Below are 18,034 nucleotides of genomic sequence, written 5' to 3'. Positions count from 1 at the left end.
TTCAACTAATATCTCTTGCAGGTAGGGCGACTGTGCGAATTGAGATCGCCTGTTTTTTGCCGTTACGATTGATGGTAATTTGCATAACATCACCAACTTTAGTAGTTTCTACCTGTTGTTGAACTTGTCTAATATCTTGAATTGCCACACCGTTAATACTGTCAATAATATCGCCCGGACGCAAACCAGCACGAGAAGCCGGGGAGTTTGGGGCGACTGCTAAAATAATCACACCTGTATCTTGATTAACTTTTAAACCTGTATCACTTTGATTAATTTTGGTGCGTAAATCAGGGGTTAACTCTCCCATTTGAATGCCAACATAAGGATGATCTACTTTTCCTTTAGCGATTAATTCATTGGCAATTCTTTGGGCTGTTTTGATGGGAATTGCAAAGCCTAATCCTTGCGCTCCTTGGATGATAGCAGTATTCATCCCAATTACTTCTCCTTGAGCGTTCAGCAAGGGGCCGCCAGAATTACCAGGGTTAATGGCAGCATCAGTTTGAATAAAATCGACTCGTTCTGTGGGTACTCCTAAATCAGCAACAGAACGCTGAGTTGCACTGATAATTCCTTGGGTGACTGTATTATCTAATCCTAATGGATTACCAATGGCGATCGCCCATTGTCCTGCTAACAAATTATCAGAGTTACCTAATTTAACTGTTGGTAATCCTGTACCTTTAATTTTGACTACTGCTACATCGGTTACGCGGTCAACTCCTACTACCTTACCTTGAAGGCTGCGACCATCTTTTAACACAACGGCGACGTTATCTGCATCTGCTACCACATGGGCATTAGTCAAAATAATTCCATCACCACTAATAATAAATCCTGAACCAATGCCTCGCTGTACTTCTTCTCGACTCGGTAACTGTTCGCCAAAAAAACGCCCTAAATAAGAGTCTTGGGGAGATACGGCGACAGTGCGAGTGGAATTGATGCGTACTACTGCTGACCCGACTTTCTGCACCACTTGAGTGATGTAATTGGCATCTTGATTAGCATTGACTGGTGCTGTTGCTAGGGGATTTTTCACATCTCTATTAGCAACACATCCAGTCAATAATAAAGCTAGATAAACCCAGAGTTGCAGAGTCAGTCGTTTCATTATGGTTTGACCGGGCTATTGAGTTGTAATAATAACCAAGTGAGATAAGTACCGAAAGGCCCCCACAGTGCATAAGGCAGAAATAGCCATGAGGCTGTTTGCGAAATTGGTTTGACTACAAAAGCCAAAATGTATACCAAAACAGTTGCTAAACCGCCCACAATCATACCGCCAGTCAAACTGCGGAGTTCTACCACCACCGGACTATACAGCGATGTGAGTAAGGCAATAGCAGCATAAACTAATAGCAAATTCCAAGGGCGAGAACCTTTCTTATTGCTTTTTTCCCAGACAATAATTGCAGAAATCGTCAGGCAAACCCAAATGAATGTCCAGATAAGAGGAATGAGAAATTCAAAGGTTAGCCAGCTAGGACGTTGTAGATTTTGAAACCAAGGGTCGCGCAGCGATGTGAACAAACTACCGCCAAAAAACAAAGCTGCTGAAGCTGCTGTAATTATCCATCTAGCTTTCACGACGACTCCTGCCAGAGTAATACATTTGTATTTTAAATGGAATCTGCGATCGCTGCACCTATCCTGAGTCTGGATGTGACTTTACCATTAGCGCGATTGCAACTGTAAAGTAACACTCTTGAACCTTAGATTGAGGAAAAAAGAAAAGTTCTTAATTTAACATAGAGCGATAGCTACACCCCCGCAGGCATCGCCTGATTTTGCTTGATTTATATTTCCTTATATACAATCTTTCAGGAATGAGCTATTCACACAGAACGCCAATTTTCGATTTGCAAGTTAGGTACTCTTTGAAATTCCTGGACATTAGATGTCACCATAATGTGATGTACATCATAAGCACCAATAGGTGAACCTGCTAATTTCAGAAAGCTTCTGATGTGGGCTGCCTGTTCTGCTTCTTTGGAGTCAAAAGGTAAAATTGCAACTGAACTTAGTAAGATTTCAATCATTGGTTGGATTTTAACAGCGCGTTGTGGGTTGATGGCTAATCCATATTTCACCTCCATAACTGTTAGAGATGAAACAAAAATTTCAGTGGGCGAGATTAATTTTATTCGCTTGAGGGTGTTTTTTTCTCCTTTAACAAAATCACTAATTACGCAAGTATCTAGTAGATAACCCATACATAATTACAGTTCTATTGCGTTTGGTGGTATTAGTTCATCCCGGTATGATTCAAAGATAATACTTTCTTTTACACCTGTATGTTGCATAATTATTTCTGGCCATCGGCTGGGTTTAGTTTCTAAGAAAGTGACGAACACTAAACTTTCGATTATACCTTGTGGGGTTTCAGCTAATTCAATTTTGCCGTTTTTATAAATTCCTTGGATTGTTTTTAACATATAGCTTACCTCCTACATTCATTGATTTTAACCATACTGAATTCTGACTCCTGATTTCTGAATTCTTCCTTATAAACTAACGTCGCAAAAATAACTGCGTCATGTAGTATGTATTCCCAACTCGCCAAATTCCCACACCAGTCTCTTGAAACACTGGACGCAGAACATTAGCCCGATGTCCAGGACTATTCATCCAACCTTTAATGGCGGCTGGTACAGGTTGCGGTACATTCGTACAGGTAAATAAGTTTTCTCCTACCATCAAATAAGAGATTCTCCCTGCACTTATTCTGTCTTTTAAGGTGCTACCATCAGCACCAGTGTGACTGAAGAATTTTTGCTGCGCCATTTGGCGGCTGTAGTTGCGAGCTACCTGGGTGAGTTTTTCGTTATTTTGCAGGGGCTGAAGTCCATTTTCTTGCCTGACTTTGTTGATACCTTGGCGGACTGCGGCTTCCATGTCTGCAATTTTGGCAGAGGCTGGCGGAATTACAGGTTGGGGTGGTTGCTGAGATGGTAATTCAATGTCGGGTAATGGCGGCAAATATTTTAGCATTTCTTCGCAGCCACTTACCAAAAGTGCGATCGCGGCTGAAGCTAACCAGATAATATGAGGTAGTTTATTTTGCATATACTTATCACAACCCAATTACCTCACCTGCATAATTCTTTCTCCAGACAAGAACTATCAATTTAGCTGTCATGATGAAGTTGCTGTGAGTTCTGTTCTTAAGGTAACAAAAATCGCCAAATTCAACTGACCTAGATTTGAGAGTTGCATTGCTGGAGAAAGAACAAGAATGAGTTTCAGAGTATGAGATTGTGAGATTCTCTCACTCCTCTGTTATCGGGGATTTATAGGCGACCAATATTAGTCAGTCCTAAAACAATACCAATGCCAACAATGTGACCAAAAGCCATAGCCGCGATAAAGGTGGTAACACTCACTGGCAATCCTGGTAATTTAGGCCCAACTTGGGGCTGCTCAATGCGGGTAGATAACAACAGAATAACCACGCTGGTAACGCTAATAATGATGCCAACGGTAGGAGTCCACGCAGGGGTGGCGGGGACATTAGCTGCTGCTGCCAGTAAATTTGATAACATCTAGATTTGGTCTCCTAAATGAAAAAATTCATAAAACCTCCCAAATTATAGAATTAGTGAGTCAGCAACCAAAGATTGTTAGCAAAAATTCGCTCTTTAGAACCATGCGGGTTAAAATCTGTGGCATCACTCAGCCAAAACAAGCAACTGCGATCGCATCTTTAGGCGCAACTGCCCTAGGATTTATTTGTGTACCTAGTTCACCTCGTTACGTAACTGCCACCCAAATCCGCGCAGTCGTTACCCAATTACCAGATAACATTGACAAAATCGGCGTTTTTGCTAACGCTGACATTCAGGAGATTAACCAGATAGTTCAAGATGGCGGTTTAACTGGTGTACAGTTACACGGAGACGAATCACCAGAATTTTGTTACCAACTCAGGCAAAATCTCCCTCATGTCGAAATTCTCAAAGCAATGAGGATACGCAGCCTTGACCACCTGGAACCAGCCGCTATTTACGCTCAACACGTAGATACTTTATTACTTGATGCTTATCATCCCCAACAGTTAGGCGGTACAGGCAAAACTTTAGATTGGGCAATGCTAGAAAAATTCCACCCCGGCACGCCGTGGTTTTTAGCTGGTGGATTAACCCCAGCAAATATCTTAGAAGCTTTAAGTCTGGTTAACCCTGACGGTATCGATTTATCTAGCGGGGTCGAAATTCAACCAGGAAATAAAGATTTAAATAAAGTAGCTGAGTTATTTCAGAAGTTAGCGAGTAGGGAGTAGTGAATTTTCCCTACTCCCTACTCCCAATTCCCCATTCCCTACTTAAAAGAATGATGGTTGATGGCGAATCAAGTTGAAGAATTCTTCACGGGTTTTTTGTTCATCTTGGAATACGCCTAGCATGGCACTGGTAACAGTCCAAGAACCAGGTTTCTGCACACCGCGCATTACCATACACATGTGAGTGGCTTCCATGACTACTGCTACACCTTGAGGTTCCAAAATCGTTTGAATTGCTTCGGCGATTTGGCGGGTTAACCTTTCTTGGACTTGCAAACGGCGAGAATACATTTCCACAATCCGGGCTAACTTACTTAAGCCCACAACTTTTTGATTAGGAATATAAGCAAGATGCGCTCTGCCCATAAAAGGTAGCATGTGATGTTCACAGAGGCTAAAAAAGTTAATATCTCGCACGAGTACCATTTCGTTATGTCCTTCATCGAAAATGGCACCGTTCAATAGTTCGTCTAAAGATTGGTTATAGCCACTGGTGAGAAACCGCATTGCTTCCGCCACACGTTTGGGAGTTTTCAGCAATCCTTCACGTTCAGGGTCTTCCCCAACACCGACTATGATGTTTCTGACAGCATCCATCATTTGCTCCATCTGTTCCTCAGAAGGCGGGTGCAAATCCGGTTGTCTGCCGTCGTGGGTGTTGCGATCGGGTCTGGTATTGATGGCATCTGCCAAATCAGAAATCAGAGGAGATTGAAAACGATTGGAACCGTTAGAACTAGCAATAGTCATGATGTAATTTTTAGTTAGTTTGTTGGATGTTTGCGATACTCAGCACTCAGCACTTAGCACTCAGCACTCAAAATGTGCCTGCATTGGGCATCAGAACCAATTCATCAATCACTGCTTGTGGTGGCAATAAGACAGTGTGGAGAATTGACTGTGCCACAATTTCTGGAGTTAACATTTTTGAACGGTCAAAGTTGGCGTGAACGGTGTCTGTGTCCCAAATTTCTGTATTCACAGAACCAGGACAAATGACCGTGACACGGATACCGTGGGCGCGTTCTTCTTGAGCCAGGGTTTGAGAAAGGGCTAGAAGTCCGGCTTTGCTAACACAATAGGCTCCCCATCCAGCAAAGGTTTGCTTGGCAGCGATTGAGGCTACGTTGATAATTGTGCCTGTGCTGCGATCGCGCATTCCCGGTAAAATTCCTTTGATGCACTCAAATACACTGGTGAGATTGATGTTAATAACTTTTTGCCAGTCTTCTAAGCTTGTGTCGCTTAAATTCCCTGTATAGCCTATTCCGGCGTTATTGACCAAAATATCTATGTTGCCAAAATCTTGGGCGATCGCGGTAATTTTCGCTGCTACTTGGGGTAAATCGGCTAAATCTAGGGAGTATGCTTGAGCTTCTACTCCGCTTTCCTTGGCTGCTGTTGCTACCGCCTCTAATTTATCTAAAGAACGGCTGACTAAGGCAACATCTATGCCAGCTTTGGCAAATGCCAAGGCTGTTGCTTTGCCAATTCCGCTACTCGCCCCAGTAATCAGGGCGCGTTGTTTCTGCTTACTACCCATGCTTTCCCCCATTTTTTTGGCAGTGACCCCAGCCCTTTGCCACCAAATTATTTAAGTCTTTCGGATGGGCCACATTAAAGTAACCTTAAATTCCGATAATTTTTTTTGACAATTGCTATATTGAATTGTCAGTATGGGAAATTTTACCCAATAAAATACATCCCAAAGATGAAAATTAAGTCTTCATCTGGGAGTTTAGGCTGTCTACTCGCAAAACTAAACGAAATCTCTCGTTTAAGTGAGTCGATTAATCAAAAATACAAATGCCTGTGGTTAAAAAGATTGTTAAAAATCTTTAAGAACCACAGGCAATTATAGCATTGCTCTTGAATTAATGACCTAGCTTGGGTTTGCTAGTGGGGAATTTCTGTAAAGACACCGATTTTGCGGAATTTATCGTAACGCAGTTGCCGTCTTTCTTGGGATGTTAACTGTTTGAGTTCATCTAAGTTATCTAAAAGGGCTTGCTTAAGGGTGGTTGCGGCTTCTAAGGGGTCAGAGTGAGCGCCACCAATAGGTTCTGACAAAATTTGGTCAATAATCCCTAAATTTTTTAAATCATGGGAAGTAATTTTTAAAGCCATAGCAGCTTGGGGTGCTTTGCCGGCATCTTTCCAAAGAATTGCGGCACAACCTTCAGGGCTGATCACAGTGTAAACAGCATGTTCAAACATCAGTAGGCGATCGCAAATCCCAATCCCTAGCGCCCCACCAGAACTTGCTTCACCAATCACTGTGCAGATAATGGGTACATCCAAGCTAAACATTTCCCGGAGGTTATAGGCAATGGCTTCACCTGCGCCTTGATGTTCGGCGGCGACGGTCGCTAAAGCGCCTGGTGTATCCACAAAAGCTAAAATCGGCATTCCAAATTTATTGGCATGTTCCATTAGCCGCATTGCCTTGCGATAACCACCAGGAGCCGCCATCCCGAAGTTCCGCGCAATGTTATCCTTAGTGTCACGCCCTTTTTGTTGACCTAACATCACTACTGGTTGCCCACCTAAACGAGCGACACCAGCAATTAAAGCCGGATCATCAGTCCCACAGCGATCGCCATGCAACTCCATCCATTCATCGGTAATTGCCTGAATATAGTCCAGGGTGCTGGGGCGACGGGGATGACGGGCGACTTGTACCTTTTGAGCCGGAGATAATGTACTGAAAATCTCCTCACGCAGTTTTGTGGCGCGTGCTTCTAGCTTGCGAATTTCGCCAGATACATCAACACCATTTTCTTCTGCTAGTTGCCGAATCTGCTCAATGCGGTTTGAGAGTTCGGCTAACGGCTTTTCAAAATCCAACAGTAGTGGTTTACGCTCGGTAGTGGCCATAATTTAGGGATGAGGAACTAGGGATTGGGGATTAAAGAAGTAAAAAGTAAAAAGGCTAAAGTAAAAACATTCTTTTACCTTTTAACTTTTAACTTTTGACTTTGTTAAAGCAGCAAAGGTCTAAAGCCATGTTTCACCGATGCTTGACCAATCTGCTCCATTTTGTCTACGGTAATCTGATTACGCCCCCAAGAAAAGTTCGTATGTAACTTCTCAAATTCCAGTAGCATCGCTTCGGCGAAACAAGCAAATAGCTGACGTTCTGGCACTTCCATATTGACGATTTTCATGATTTTCCAGTCAATATCCAAAGAATGCTCAACAATGCCACCGTTGAGTACATGAACGTCAGGATGTTGAATTTTTGTCGCTAAATTTTTGGGATAGCCGCCATCAATCAGGACACAAGGTTGTTTTAACATCTTGGGGTCAATTTCTACCCCTTTGGGCATACTTGCCACCCAAACCACAATATCAGCTTCGGGTAAGGCTGCCTCTAAGGCCATAATTTTGCCCCGCCCTAGTTCGTCTTGTAAATTTTGCAGGCGTTCTTGGTTACGGGCGATGAGCAGAATTTCCTTGACATCTGTTTTGGCATCTAGCCAACGTGTGACTGCACTACCAATATCCCCAGTTGCACCACAGATAGCCACTGTTGCTTTCGACAGTTCAATTCCAACTTGTTTGGCAGCTGCCTCTACTTGCCGACAGATAATATAAGCAGTGTGTGTATTACCTGTAGTGAAGCGTTCAAACTCTAATGTGACGTTACGGACTTGGCTGAACTGCTCTAAATTAAAGTTTTCAAAAATAATTGATGAAAAACCGCCTAAAGCTGTGATGTCTATATCATGCTTTTGAGCATGAGCCATTGCATTTAAAATTTTGCGAGTTGCCGCTTTAATTCGTCTATTTGCCAGCATTTCTGGCAAAAAGCATGATTCTACGTACTTGCCTTCGATTGTTTCTCCAGTCAAACTGGTAACTTTAATGTGATCAACAATTTGCGGCGGGGCGCTGCACCAAAAATCTAGACCTTGATCGGCATATTCTGGGTATCCCAATTGTTGAGCTACCGCTTGAGCGTGTTCTAAACTAGTCAGATGTCCAATTAGACCAAACATGTAGTGTGTATTAGGCGTTTGCTGCGTCGAAAGCGTGGAATTGAGTGGGTAAGTGAGAATACCTAACCTTAAAAATACAACAAAGTGTGAAGTATGAAGTATGAAGTATGAAGTGTAAAGTCTGGAATTTTAGCAAAATGGTGAATTTAATTCTGACTTTTGAGTTCTTTTTTAACCTTCATTCCTCATGCTTCATCCTTCATACTTGTTTAAGCAGCTGAGAGTCCGTAGGCTGATAAGCGCATGATATCTCTGGTTGTGAAGCCAATGTTACTTAAAGCTTCACCGTATTGAATCATGAAGTCTTCGACTAAAGCTTCTTTTTCCATTGCTAACACTTCAGCATCGGTCGCTACTTGGTTGAGCATTTTCCAAACAATGGGTAGGTTTTGGCGGTTTGCTTCTTCTAGTTCAGCTTTGGAGGCTTCAAAGTTAGCTTTCAGCCAAACTTCACCAAAGTTTAAATGACTATACTCATCTTTGACTACACCCTCAGTAATTTTGCGGGCAAAAGCATCAGCAACAGGGATGTAGATGTTGTAGGCCGCGATCGCAAAACATTCAATAATCAAAGATTGAATCAGTAAGCAGGTGACAACCTTACCTTGGGCGGCGGCGACTTTAAAGTTATCGTGCAGAGGTGCAAAAAACTCCTTAGCAAATTGCAAATCTGGTGTCACGTTTAAATTGCGGCCGCAAGCTTCAAAGCCTTTTTTATGGCGGCTTTCCATTTTCGACAAGCGAATTAAATCATCACTATGATCAGGCAGCAGTTCAGCTAGTTTAATGTAATTCTCATAAGCTTCTTGTTCCCCTTCAATCACGATCGCATTAATGCGACTATAGGCATCTTTATATGTTTCACTTTGGAAATCTATTTCTAATCCATCTGCTAACTGCTGCATGGTATCGTCACTCCTGTAAAATGAATCATTTGATACTAACGCTTAATTTACCCTGTCATTTTAGGGCAATCTTCACTGTTGTTTAATTTAACTTAACAAGTCACTATGTAATAGATTAGCTTTTGCTGGGGGCGATACTCTAGTACTAAAGAAACAAATGCAGAGAGTCGATTTAATCGTCAAGAGTCAATAATTAAGTTTCTCGCTAGTCCCTAGCCTCTAGCCCCTAAGCTCTGCTATCTCACACTTATGATGAAATCAAGTTGGCATCTCAAATCTGGCGATATTTTTAGTTTAGCGGTACTGCTGTTAGGCGCATTCATTGTCTTGCTACCGCTATTTGTTGTGTTTTTCACTTCTTTTGCACCCCCTGGCGCGACTCCAGATATCACGATGCCGCGAAATTGGTCGTTAGATAATTATCATGATGCGTGGCAGCGCGGGAAGTTCCTTTTAGCTTTTGCTAATTCTACTGTAGTAGCGATCGCAGTCACCGCATTTCAGCTAATCACCTCTGCTTTGGCTGGTTACGCCTTGGCAAGATTGAAATTTCGTGGCAGACAAGCATTGCTGTTAGTTGTTTTAGCAACCCTAGTGATTCCTTTTCAGCTGTTAGTTATACCTATATTTTTGGTGTTGAAGTGGGGACACTTAATTAATACCTATGGGGCGCTGATTTTACCCACGGCTGTCAATGGCTTTGGCATATTTCTTTTACGCCAATATTTTCAGACAATTCCGGTAGAACTAGAAGAAGCAGCCATCATTGACGGCGCAAACAGGTTACAAATCTTATGGCGGGTGTTATTACCTTTAGCCCGTCCGGCTTTGGTGACGTTGTTTTTATTCACCTTTATTGCGGAATGGAATGATTTGTTTAAGCCTTTGGTATTTACCACACGCCCAGAATTAAGAACCGTACAGTTGGCATTAGCCGAGTTTCAAGAACAATTTACCAACAACTGGCCTTTGATGATGGCAGCCGTAACAATTGCAACCGTACCAGTGATGGCACTATTTTTAATTGGTCAGCGTCAATTTATTCGGGGAATTGCTACAACGGGAATCAAGAATTGATGTTGGGAAGTGAGGATGAGGGAAGGGGGACAAGGGAGACAAGGGGGACAAGGGGGACAAGGGGGACAAGGTTGTAGTAAGTCGGTAATTGCAGCGCACTAGATGAAGCAGCGTAAAATAGGCTGGAAACTCTGAATAAATAACCAAATAAACAACTTTTTTAGATATCAAGTACCCTCCCTAGTCTCTCTTCTCCCCCACCTTTGACTTGAAAGTGCTGAGTGCTGAGTAAAAATGCTAGTCCCACTTTCATGCTTGGCTATGAAACTTGTTTCATCGGGACTTCCTATTCTCCCTTGTCTTCCTTGTCTTCCTAGTCTCCCTAGTCTCCCCATCAAATAGGACTGCTAAATCAGCAAAGGGTGTTAGTCTATGTCTTGCCAAAAATCTTTGCCAATACTTTTGGGTTTCAGCTTGGGTGCAATTTTGCTGTTACCAATTTCTCCTTCATTAGCAGAAATAGCTGCCGTTCCCTTACCTTCAGATGCGCCGTTGGAACTAGATTTATTAACTAAACCCAACAGCAATGTAATTACAGCTAACACCATTAACCCACAAGGATTAACAACTCCAAGTTTATGGTTAGCGCAAGCTAATTCTGAAAGTAAATTGTTGGATAATTGGATAGCGTATCCTGCTACTGCAACCACACCCGGAAGAGTAGATGTAATTGTCAATCAACAAGTTTGGAGCATACTAGATTATCTAGAACGCTACAGTTTTATAAATCGCCTCGGCAATGTTGCCAGAAAGGATGTTTATAATTTGCGGGTGTTTAATTATCAGCAGGAACTTTTAGGGAGTTATACCTGTAACTTTCAAACTAATCCAACATCATGCCGCATTCAAATTAATTCTTTAAATAGATTAGTATTACAGCAATCGTCTGAATGAAGGTTATAGGTGATAGGTTACAGGTGAAAATGTTATTAGTATTTTTAGGTTAATTAAACTAAAATTTTCTTGCCTCCCGCCTTCTGCCTGCTTGGTGAGCGAAGTCGAACCACTGCCTCCTGCCTTCTCTCAACTACTTAATTAACTTGTCTTGATTTTAGTAAACAGAGATTCATACTGTTTTGTTGTTGATGCCGATAATGGCAGTAAAAATTCACTTTTCGGGAAAACTTGCTGATTTGTTTGTAATAAACTCTGTATTGGTTCGGCAATATCAGTAATTTTAATATCAGAAATAATTGGTGAATTGGTTTTAGTTTTGGTGGTGATTTGTTTGGCGATTTCCTGTTGCCAACAAAAGTCAATCCACTTAGATGATATGTCGTTTTTGCTGGCTTTAGTGGGGCGTACCCATAAATCTGCCCAAATGGCTGTTCCTGATTTGGGGATGACTACATTAAGTTGGGGATAACGTGACAAAATTGGTAATATATCACTTGACCAACCAACGGCTAACCAAGTATCTCCTGTAATTAAAGCTTCGAGGTAGTTGTTAGAACTGTAGAATTTTACTTGTTGGTTTAAGGTTTGCAGTTCTTTTTCTAGGTTAGGTACGGTGTCGAGGTTTTCTGTGTTGTAGGATAGTCCGAGTTTCTTCAATGCTAGACCGATTACTTCTCTAGGATTATCGAGTAAAGAAATTTGCGATCGCAACCCATCCCGCCATAAATCACTCCAGTCTTGGGGTTGCCAGCCTAATTCTTGAAATTTCTGGCGATCGTATACAATCACTGTACTACCCCAACGATAAGGCGCAGCCCAGACTTTTCCTTGAGGATCTAAGTTTCCTTGTTCATTGCGCGTTACTAATTGTCGCCATCTTTCGTCCAAATTCGACCAAGATTTTAATTGTTGGACTTCTGCTGCTTCTAGCGGTTGAATTAATTTTTGTTCAATGGCACTTTTTAGCCAGTAATCTCCCAAACTTACCAAGTCTACTACATCGGTTGTTTGGGAATTAATAAATGGAATCCAGCGCGTCCAATTTTGTTTATCGTTGGTTTTTGCTTGTTCTTGCCAATGTTGCAATTGTTGATATAAATTTTGAATTTGCTCAACGGGAGAGAATTTTAACTTTGGCTTTGGCTGCAAAAATTGGCTAAATTGATCAACTACTTGAGCAGGAATAGAATTTTTTAATAACTGAACGCTGAGTTTCGTTTGGTTTTTATTCTCGCACCCTACCAGCAGTTGCGACAGTGCCAATCCACTTACACTGAGTAAAAATGAGCGTCGATCCATTGATTTTGGATATGTAAACTTAGATTCTAGACTATTGTCTTACATTGCAGTTAAAAGTGAGGGAATAGGGAGTGGCTCACAAGTGTAGGTTTTTAACAGAGTGATGAGTAGCGACTCTAAAAATCACGATTTAATCAGAGTTCCACCCCCCTCACACCCTTACACCCCTACACCCTAAATCAAGGTTTTTGGGGCATAACGTAAAAAACCTACACCTGTCAGATAGGGAGTGGGGAGTGGGGAGTAGGATGTATGCAGTGATAGGCAAAATTCAAGGTTTGATTGAGGTTTTAGGGATGTAAGGGTTTTGAAAACCTACCCCCTTACACCTTCATACTTCTCAACCCTTCTCTAAAAACCTCATTTTTCGTGTTCTGGTGTAAGTTCTATTCTTTTCCCCACTCCCTACTCCCTACTTTCAAGGCAGTATTATTCCCAAAATAAATGCCTCCCAGTCATGGAGGCAAAGCGTAAAGCATCCTAATATTTCTGGTGAAACAATAACATAGACGGTGTGAGATTGAATGAGGGCAGTCACCCTTCATTAAACCTGGATTTCTCTCTTGTTGAGAAATCCAGGGGTGTGAGAGGGGTGGGAGGAGTCGGAGGATGATGAAATCTTTCCCCCCTCCCCACACTTCCCACACTTCCCACACTTCCCACACTTCCCACACCCCTATGATCTCTAAGGAAATATTTTGGCTAAGAACGTGGTGATTTCTAACCAAGCGGAGGTAGCTGCAACAGCATCGTAGCGATAACCATCATCGCGCATAAATGTATGTTCGGCTTCGTATAAAAATACTTGATGAGGTATATTGGCATCTGTAATTGCTTTAATTAATGTATGGCGATCGCTTTCGGGAATGTGAGGGTCAAGAGTACCAAGTATCAGCAGTAATTCGCCTTTAATTTCACTCACTCTATGAATAGTATCTGCTATGCCTTGACCAAGTTTGCCACTGGGGATACCAGTCGGGTAACAGCAAACCGCAGCTTTGATTTCACTGTGGAAGGCGGCGCGAAAAGATAAATGTCCGCCGATGCAAAAGCCGAGAGTGCCAATTTTATCGGGGTTAACCGCCGCGTCGGTTTTGAGAAAATCAATCACAGCGCGACAATCTGCATCATACTCTGCGATCGCTGTTCTGCGTGCATCATCATTACCCCGCATTCTCCCCAAATCATCCGGTTCAATGACTGTACCAACGGTTTCCAAGCGGTGAAAAATTTCGGGTGCGGCGACAACATAACCAAACCCGGCTAGGTAGTTAACCAGGCGAATCATCGGACTACCTAATTGATAGATATCACTGTAAAACAAAATGGCTGGATAAGTTCCGGCTGGCTTGGGAGAGGCGACATACACCCGCATTAAGCTGTCATCTATCCTTAACTCAACATTGCGCTTAGTGATTTGCACTTGTTTGGCTCCCAGTCATAATTGTTTTCATTAGCTTTTACAGAATGAAGTGATGATATCGGGATAGTAGAGCGAACGGATCACAACAGCAATAAAGATACATTTAAAATTAGGTAAAAAACTCATCTTGTCAAAATATCTAAATACATTGCATAAGAATTCAGAAGTCAGAATTCAGGAGTCAGAACAAGAGCCAGGGGTATTAAAATTGCTTATTCATCCGCCGGCGATGCACTAAGTTTAGCGAAGTGTCGTACATAATTTCTTCTGAATTCTGACTCCTGACTCCTAAATTCTATTTAGGTAACTTTCAGACTTCTAACTGACTTGTGTTATAAGCAGGACTTACGCATCAAAATTTTCTGTGGGGATTGGGTGTGAGGATGAAAGGGTATGGGGTGTAAGGGTTGTGGATACTTACACCCTTACACCCTCATACCCCTGCACCCTGTTATAAAACCTTATTTTTTCGTTTTTTTGCGTAAGTCCTAATAAGTTCAAATTAAACAAACCAGAAAAATTAAAATGTCAGCCAAAACTTTATAATCTCACCAATCTCATGACAGCACTCATATCTAAGTAAAATATTTATTCAGCATCATCAAATAAAAGCAAAAATACTTCAAACTTTGATAAATAAATTAATCAAACGGTGTTAAGCTGACTATAGGAATCAAAAAGCAAGAACGCAAAAGACTTCAAGAAAAATATTGAGTTTACCTCAATAAAGTCCTTTTGCTCTGGTAAATCCACTTCAATATCGTGACGCTTTTTGCTAACGATAGAAATCAGCCAGATAAATAGGATTGTAACCTCAGTACAAACTTGAAGTCAGTGATAACTTGCTTAGATAATTACTAGTAATAATTGGCTATACAAGCTAGTATTATCAGCCAGAAAAAATTACTCTAGGAGCCTGGGAAGAAAGACTCTTAGTACAAGCTGGCAATCTAAAAGAAATTAGCACGGTTACTGAAAATAATGCAAGCCAAATTAACTCTCTCTTTGTCATAAAAGATTGATTTTACTGCATTAGTTACTAGCAAATTGAGTAATTTTCAGCAATATTTGTTAGCAATACCAAAACAGCAACTAACAGCAGAAGTTTTGAGAAATGTTGACACATCCAAAACAGGAAAGTTGTAAATAATAGCCATTCAGAGTGGAGTGCAATTTTGGTTGGTTGGGTTTATCAAAACCTAGGGAAATGTCTATTGCCACTGTCACCATTCTTAAGGCTTGAGCAACCGATGGGGATTTAATTACAGCAACCTGCAATATGTATGTCTAGCTTTTCGCAACTTTGCTTTTCATGAGATGAAATTTCTGCACACACCCAATAGCAGCCAGACTACAAATACCAATTTCATCTCTTGAGATTTATCTGAATCTGCATTTGGTAATACTTGCAATATTCCTGAAAGACAAATTCTCAAGTATGTAGCCTTTAACCACTATTGACTTTTCAAATTGGCAATCAAAATCATCACAGGAAAACACCAACCATGAGTATTGACAAAAAAATCAGACAAATCGCTTTCTACGGTAAAGGCGGTATTGGTAAATCTACCACTTCTCAAAACACCTTGGCAGCGATGGCAGAAATGGGTCAACGCATCCTGATTGTAGGTTGCGACCCTAAAGCTGACTCCACCCGTTTGATGCTGCACTCTAAAGCACAAACTACAGTATTACACTTGGCTGCTGAACGTGGTGCAGTAGAAGACTTAGAACTCGAAGAAGTCATGCTCACCGGTTTCCGTGGTGTGAAGTGCGTAGAGTCTGGTGGCCCTGAACCCGGTGTAGGTTGCGCGGGTCGTGGTATTATTACCGCCATTAACTTCTTAGAAGAAAATGGTGCTTACCAAGACGTTGACTTCGTATCTTATGACGTATTAGGCGACGTTGTATGTGGTGGTTTCGCAATGCCTATCCGCGAAAACAAAGCACAAGAAATCTACATCGTGACATCAGGTGAAATGATGGCGATGTACGCTGCAAACAACATCGCTCGTGGTATTTTGAAATACGCTCACTCCGGTGGTGTGCGTTTGGGTGGTTTGATTTGTAACAGCCGTAAGACAGACCGGGAACACGAACTCATCGAAACCTTGGCAAAACGGTTGAACACCCAAATGATTCACTTTGTACCCCGTGACAATATTGTTCAACACGCTGAATTGCGCCGGATGACAGTGAACGAGTACGCACCCGACAGCAACCAAGCTAACGAATACCGCACCTTGGCTAACAAAATCATCAACAACGAAAATCTCAAAATTCCTACCCCAATTGAAATGGAAGAATTAGAAGAATTGTTGATTGAGTTCGGTATTCTCGAAAGTGAAGAAAATGCTGCCAAAATGATTGGTACAGCGGCTGAAAGCACCAAGTAATTTTGATGTAGTCATCAAGTCTTTCTAAGCAACCAGAACCTCGTTTTTATCAAAACCGGGGTTCTGGTTTTTTTCATGATTACTTTTTTGCAGCTACTATTGGGCAGCGTTTGTTCCTTCTGCTAATTGGACTCCGTTGAATAATTAGTAAGTCGTGAACTACCACACACTGACCTACGGTACAGTGTGGGCTTCCCAATTCATCGGGAATCGCCGCCAGAACTCCGTAGTTCCTTTGGTCTTACATTCCCTCCAAGGGCAGGAGTCCTGGTTCCCAAGACCCATAACTTTTTCTGGCAACCTGTACCTGTTAGCTTGGTTTTCGCTTGCGGCAGTGAGGCTCAAGATGGTTCAAGTTTACCACAAGAGTTTGCTCATTTCGTCCTTGCAGGTTGACCGATGCCGAATGCAATGCGGCATCGGTCAACCTGCACTCCTCACCTCGCTCGCATTCATCTCATCGCTCCCGCAAAGCTGTGAGCGAGAGGCTTCTGCTGTTTCAGCTAAAATATTGACTTCAACGCGAGAAATGCAGTAATCCACAAAATTAAACTTATGGGTGCGCCGACGAGGATTCCCGCGATCGCCCAACCGCGTTGATGTTCTTTAAAATGTTCAATACTGCGCCATTGTCTACTTCTCCAAGCCCATTCATTGCCTTTTGCCCCCATTGCGATCGCCATAAACCAGCCAATCTGCGGTACAAAACAAAATAAGCCACACCATACCTGATTAGTCCATAACCATAACCAAGGTAATAAAAAAGCCCCCCAATTCCATCCCAAAATCTCTTCTGGTACTGGTTCTGTAGAATTAATCCCACAACCAGAATTATTAATTATATTTTTGCTGACAGGTTTAACAGTCAGATTAGATTTTAAAGTCTCAATTGCTTGGCGGGCATTACTAAAGCGGTTTTCCGGCGCAGGTTCAGTCATCTTTTGTAACCAGCGCACAAAGCTAGGACTGACGTTAACTTTATCAGCAAATTGCAACCGCAAATCTTGTTGCGGTAAATCACCAGGAGGAATACCCGTTAATAAATGAATTAACGATGCGCCCAAAGCATACAAATCAGATGCCGGAACAGCCCGACCACCAAATTGTTCCATCGGCGCATAACCATAAGTCCCAACCACTGTAAAAGTCACGCCTTCTTTAGCCGCTTTATCTTGGACTGCACCAAAATCTACCAAATATATCTGATTATCTTCACCCCAAATTAAATTACTGGGCTTGATATCCCGATGCAAAACACCAGGATTCAACTCATGCAGATATATCAGAATTTTTAAAACCTCAGTCGCAATTTTCCGGGCGTGCTTTTCTGTGCAGCGTTTACCAACTGCCAGTTTTTCTTTGAGTGAGTCACCAGGAATATATTCTTGGACTAAGCCAAACCATAATGTCCGGTCATCAACACAAAAGTAATCAATGTATTGCGGAATGCGCGGATGTTTGAGTTGTTTGAGAATCTGTGCTTCTCTCTCAAACAACTTCAAATCATCCCACTGGACAGTTCCGCCGAAAGCCAAAAGTTTGACCACAACTAATGATTCTTCTCCATCAGCAGCTTGTAAATCTTTGGCCAGCCAAGTTTGGCGAATGCCATTATTACCGAGTTGCTTTTGGATTTGATAACGGTGGTGTATTATCTGTTCTATTTGCAGCATCAAACACCTGCTGGCAATTTACGCTAAGGTGATTCCCCTACTATTCCAGGATAGACATTACACAGAGAGTTTGGGGGC

The 18,034-nt window shown here is 42.0% G+C and carries 19 protein-coding genes; 5 read left to right on the top strand and 14 right to left on the bottom strand.

Translation table 11 applies throughout. The annotated features are described in order from the left end of the window. Window position 1: 1 nt before the first annotated feature. The 6 genes from H6G79_RS05585 to psaK form a co-directional block, all read right to left on the bottom strand. Window positions 2–1,117, bottom strand: a complete 1,116-nt coding sequence (locus H6G79_RS05585) for an HhoA/HhoB/HtrA family serine endopeptidase (protein ID WP_190591609.1) — start codon at window positions 1,115–1,117, stop codon at window positions 2–4. Then, window positions 1,117–1,593 (bottom strand): tryptophan-rich sensory protein, encoded by a 477-nt coding sequence (locus H6G79_RS05580; protein ID WP_190591608.1) that lies wholly within the window; start codon window positions 1,591–1,593, stop codon window positions 1,117–1,119. Before H6G79_RS05580 ends, H6G79_RS05585 begins: the two co-directional genes overlap by 1 nt. Window positions 1,594–1,841: 248 nt before the next feature. Continuing rightward, the gene (locus tag H6G79_RS05575) at window positions 1,842–2,219 is read right to left on the bottom strand and encodes a type II toxin-antitoxin system VapC family toxin (RefSeq protein ID WP_190591607.1); all 378 of its coding nucleotides are present in this window, start codon (window positions 2,217–2,219) and stop codon (window positions 1,842–1,844) included. A gap of 6 nt (window positions 2,220–2,225) precedes the next feature. Then, on the bottom strand, window positions 2,226–2,441 hold the full coding sequence (locus H6G79_RS05570) for a hypothetical protein (RefSeq protein WP_190591606.1): 216 nt from the start codon (window positions 2,439–2,441) through the stop codon (window positions 2,226–2,228). A 76-nt stretch (window positions 2,442–2,517) separates the two neighbouring features. After that, complete coding sequence (locus tag H6G79_RS05565) at window positions 2,518–3,072, bottom strand: CAP domain-containing protein (protein WP_190591605.1); 555 nt, start codon at window positions 3,070–3,072, stop codon at window positions 2,518–2,520. Between the two features lie 224 nt (window positions 3,073–3,296). Beyond that, complete coding sequence (psaK, locus tag H6G79_RS05560) at window positions 3,297–3,548, bottom strand: photosystem I reaction center subunit PsaK (RefSeq protein WP_190591604.1); 252 nt, start codon at window positions 3,546–3,548, stop codon at window positions 3,297–3,299. 104 nt (window positions 3,549–3,652) lie between these two features. On the opposite strand from psaK, the gene H6G79_RS05555 reads away from it, so the two are divergent. Beyond that, entirely contained in the window at window positions 3,653–4,285 is a 633-nt protein-coding gene (locus H6G79_RS05555) for a phosphoribosylanthranilate isomerase (protein ID WP_190591603.1), read from the top strand. 42 nt (window positions 4,286–4,327) lie between these two features. On the opposite strand, the gene folE is transcribed toward H6G79_RS05555, so the two are convergent. The 5 genes from folE to H6G79_RS05530 form a co-directional block, all read right to left on the bottom strand. Continuing rightward, window positions 4,328–5,035, bottom strand: a complete 708-nt coding sequence (gene folE / locus H6G79_RS05550; protein WP_190591602.1) for a GTP cyclohydrolase I FolE — start codon at window positions 5,033–5,035, stop codon at window positions 4,328–4,330. Window positions 5,036–5,102: 67 nt separating this feature from the next. Further along, window positions 5,103–5,828, bottom strand: coding sequence for an SDR family oxidoreductase (locus tag H6G79_RS05545; protein ID WP_190591601.1), 726 nt, complete (start codon window positions 5,826–5,828; stop codon window positions 5,103–5,105). A 353-nt stretch (window positions 5,829–6,181) separates the two neighbouring features. Next, the gene (locus H6G79_RS05540; RefSeq protein WP_190591600.1) at window positions 6,182–7,162 is read right to left on the bottom strand and encodes an acetyl-CoA carboxylase carboxyltransferase subunit alpha; all 981 of its coding nucleotides are present in this window, start codon (window positions 7,160–7,162) and stop codon (window positions 6,182–6,184) included. Between the two features lie 104 nt (window positions 7,163–7,266). After that, entirely contained in the window at window positions 7,267–8,286 is a 1,020-nt protein-coding gene (locus H6G79_RS05535) for a long-chain acyl-[acyl-carrier-protein] reductase (protein ID WP_190591599.1), read from the bottom strand. Window positions 8,287–8,495: 209 nt separating this feature from the next. Then, complete coding sequence (locus H6G79_RS05530; RefSeq protein WP_190591598.1) at window positions 8,496–9,191, bottom strand: aldehyde oxygenase (deformylating); 696 nt, start codon at window positions 9,189–9,191, stop codon at window positions 8,496–8,498. 249 nt (window positions 9,192–9,440) lie between these two features. On the opposite strand from H6G79_RS05530, the gene H6G79_RS05525 reads away from it, so the two are divergent. Together H6G79_RS05525 and H6G79_RS05520 are read left to right on the top strand one after the other, a co-directional pair. After that, complete coding sequence (locus tag H6G79_RS05525) at window positions 9,441–10,268, top strand: carbohydrate ABC transporter permease (protein ID WP_190591597.1); 828 nt, start codon at window positions 9,441–9,443, stop codon at window positions 10,266–10,268. Window positions 10,269–10,640: 372 nt separating this feature from the next. Continuing rightward, window positions 10,641–11,162 (top strand): hypothetical protein, encoded by a 522-nt coding sequence (locus H6G79_RS05520; protein WP_190591596.1) that lies wholly within the window; start codon window positions 10,641–10,643, stop codon window positions 11,160–11,162. 141 nt (window positions 11,163–11,303) lie between these two features. Here the strand turns inward: H6G79_RS05520 and H6G79_RS05515 are convergent, their stop codons facing one another. Further along, window positions 11,304–12,464: an extracellular solute-binding protein gene (locus tag H6G79_RS05515; protein ID WP_190591595.1), complete on the bottom strand. Its 1,161-nt coding sequence runs from the start codon at window positions 12,462–12,464 to the stop codon at window positions 11,304–11,306. A 685-nt stretch (window positions 12,465–13,149) separates the two neighbouring features. Then, entirely contained in the window at window positions 13,150–13,887 is a 738-nt protein-coding gene (locus tag H6G79_RS05510; protein ID WP_190591594.1) for a dienelactone hydrolase family protein, read from the bottom strand. 1,505 nt (window positions 13,888–15,392) lie between these two features. On the opposite strand from H6G79_RS05510, the gene nifH reads away from it, so the two are divergent. Both nifH and H6G79_RS05500 read left to right on the top strand, forming a co-directional pair. Beyond that, entirely contained in the window at window positions 15,393–16,283 is an 891-nt protein-coding gene (nifH, locus tag H6G79_RS05505) for a nitrogenase iron protein (protein ID WP_190591593.1), read from the top strand. A gap of 186 nt (window positions 16,284–16,469) precedes the next feature. Next, complete coding sequence (locus H6G79_RS05500) at window positions 16,470–16,679, top strand: hypothetical protein (RefSeq protein WP_190591592.1); 210 nt, start codon at window positions 16,470–16,472, stop codon at window positions 16,677–16,679. A gap of 107 nt (window positions 16,680–16,786) precedes the next feature. Here the strand turns inward: H6G79_RS05500 and H6G79_RS05495 are convergent, their stop codons facing one another. Next, window positions 16,787–17,956, bottom strand: a complete 1,170-nt coding sequence (locus tag H6G79_RS05495; RefSeq protein WP_190591591.1) for a serine/threonine-protein kinase — start codon at window positions 17,954–17,956, stop codon at window positions 16,787–16,789. Window positions 17,957–18,034 lie beyond the last annotated feature (78 nt).

Source organism: Anabaena sp. FACHB-83 (assembly GCF_014697485.1).
GTDB lineage: Bacteria > Cyanobacteriota > Cyanobacteriia > Cyanobacteriales > Nostocaceae > Nostoc_B.
The sequence above is the reverse complement of the archived record's forward strand: the minus strand, read 5'-3'. Positions and strand labels throughout refer to the sequence as shown.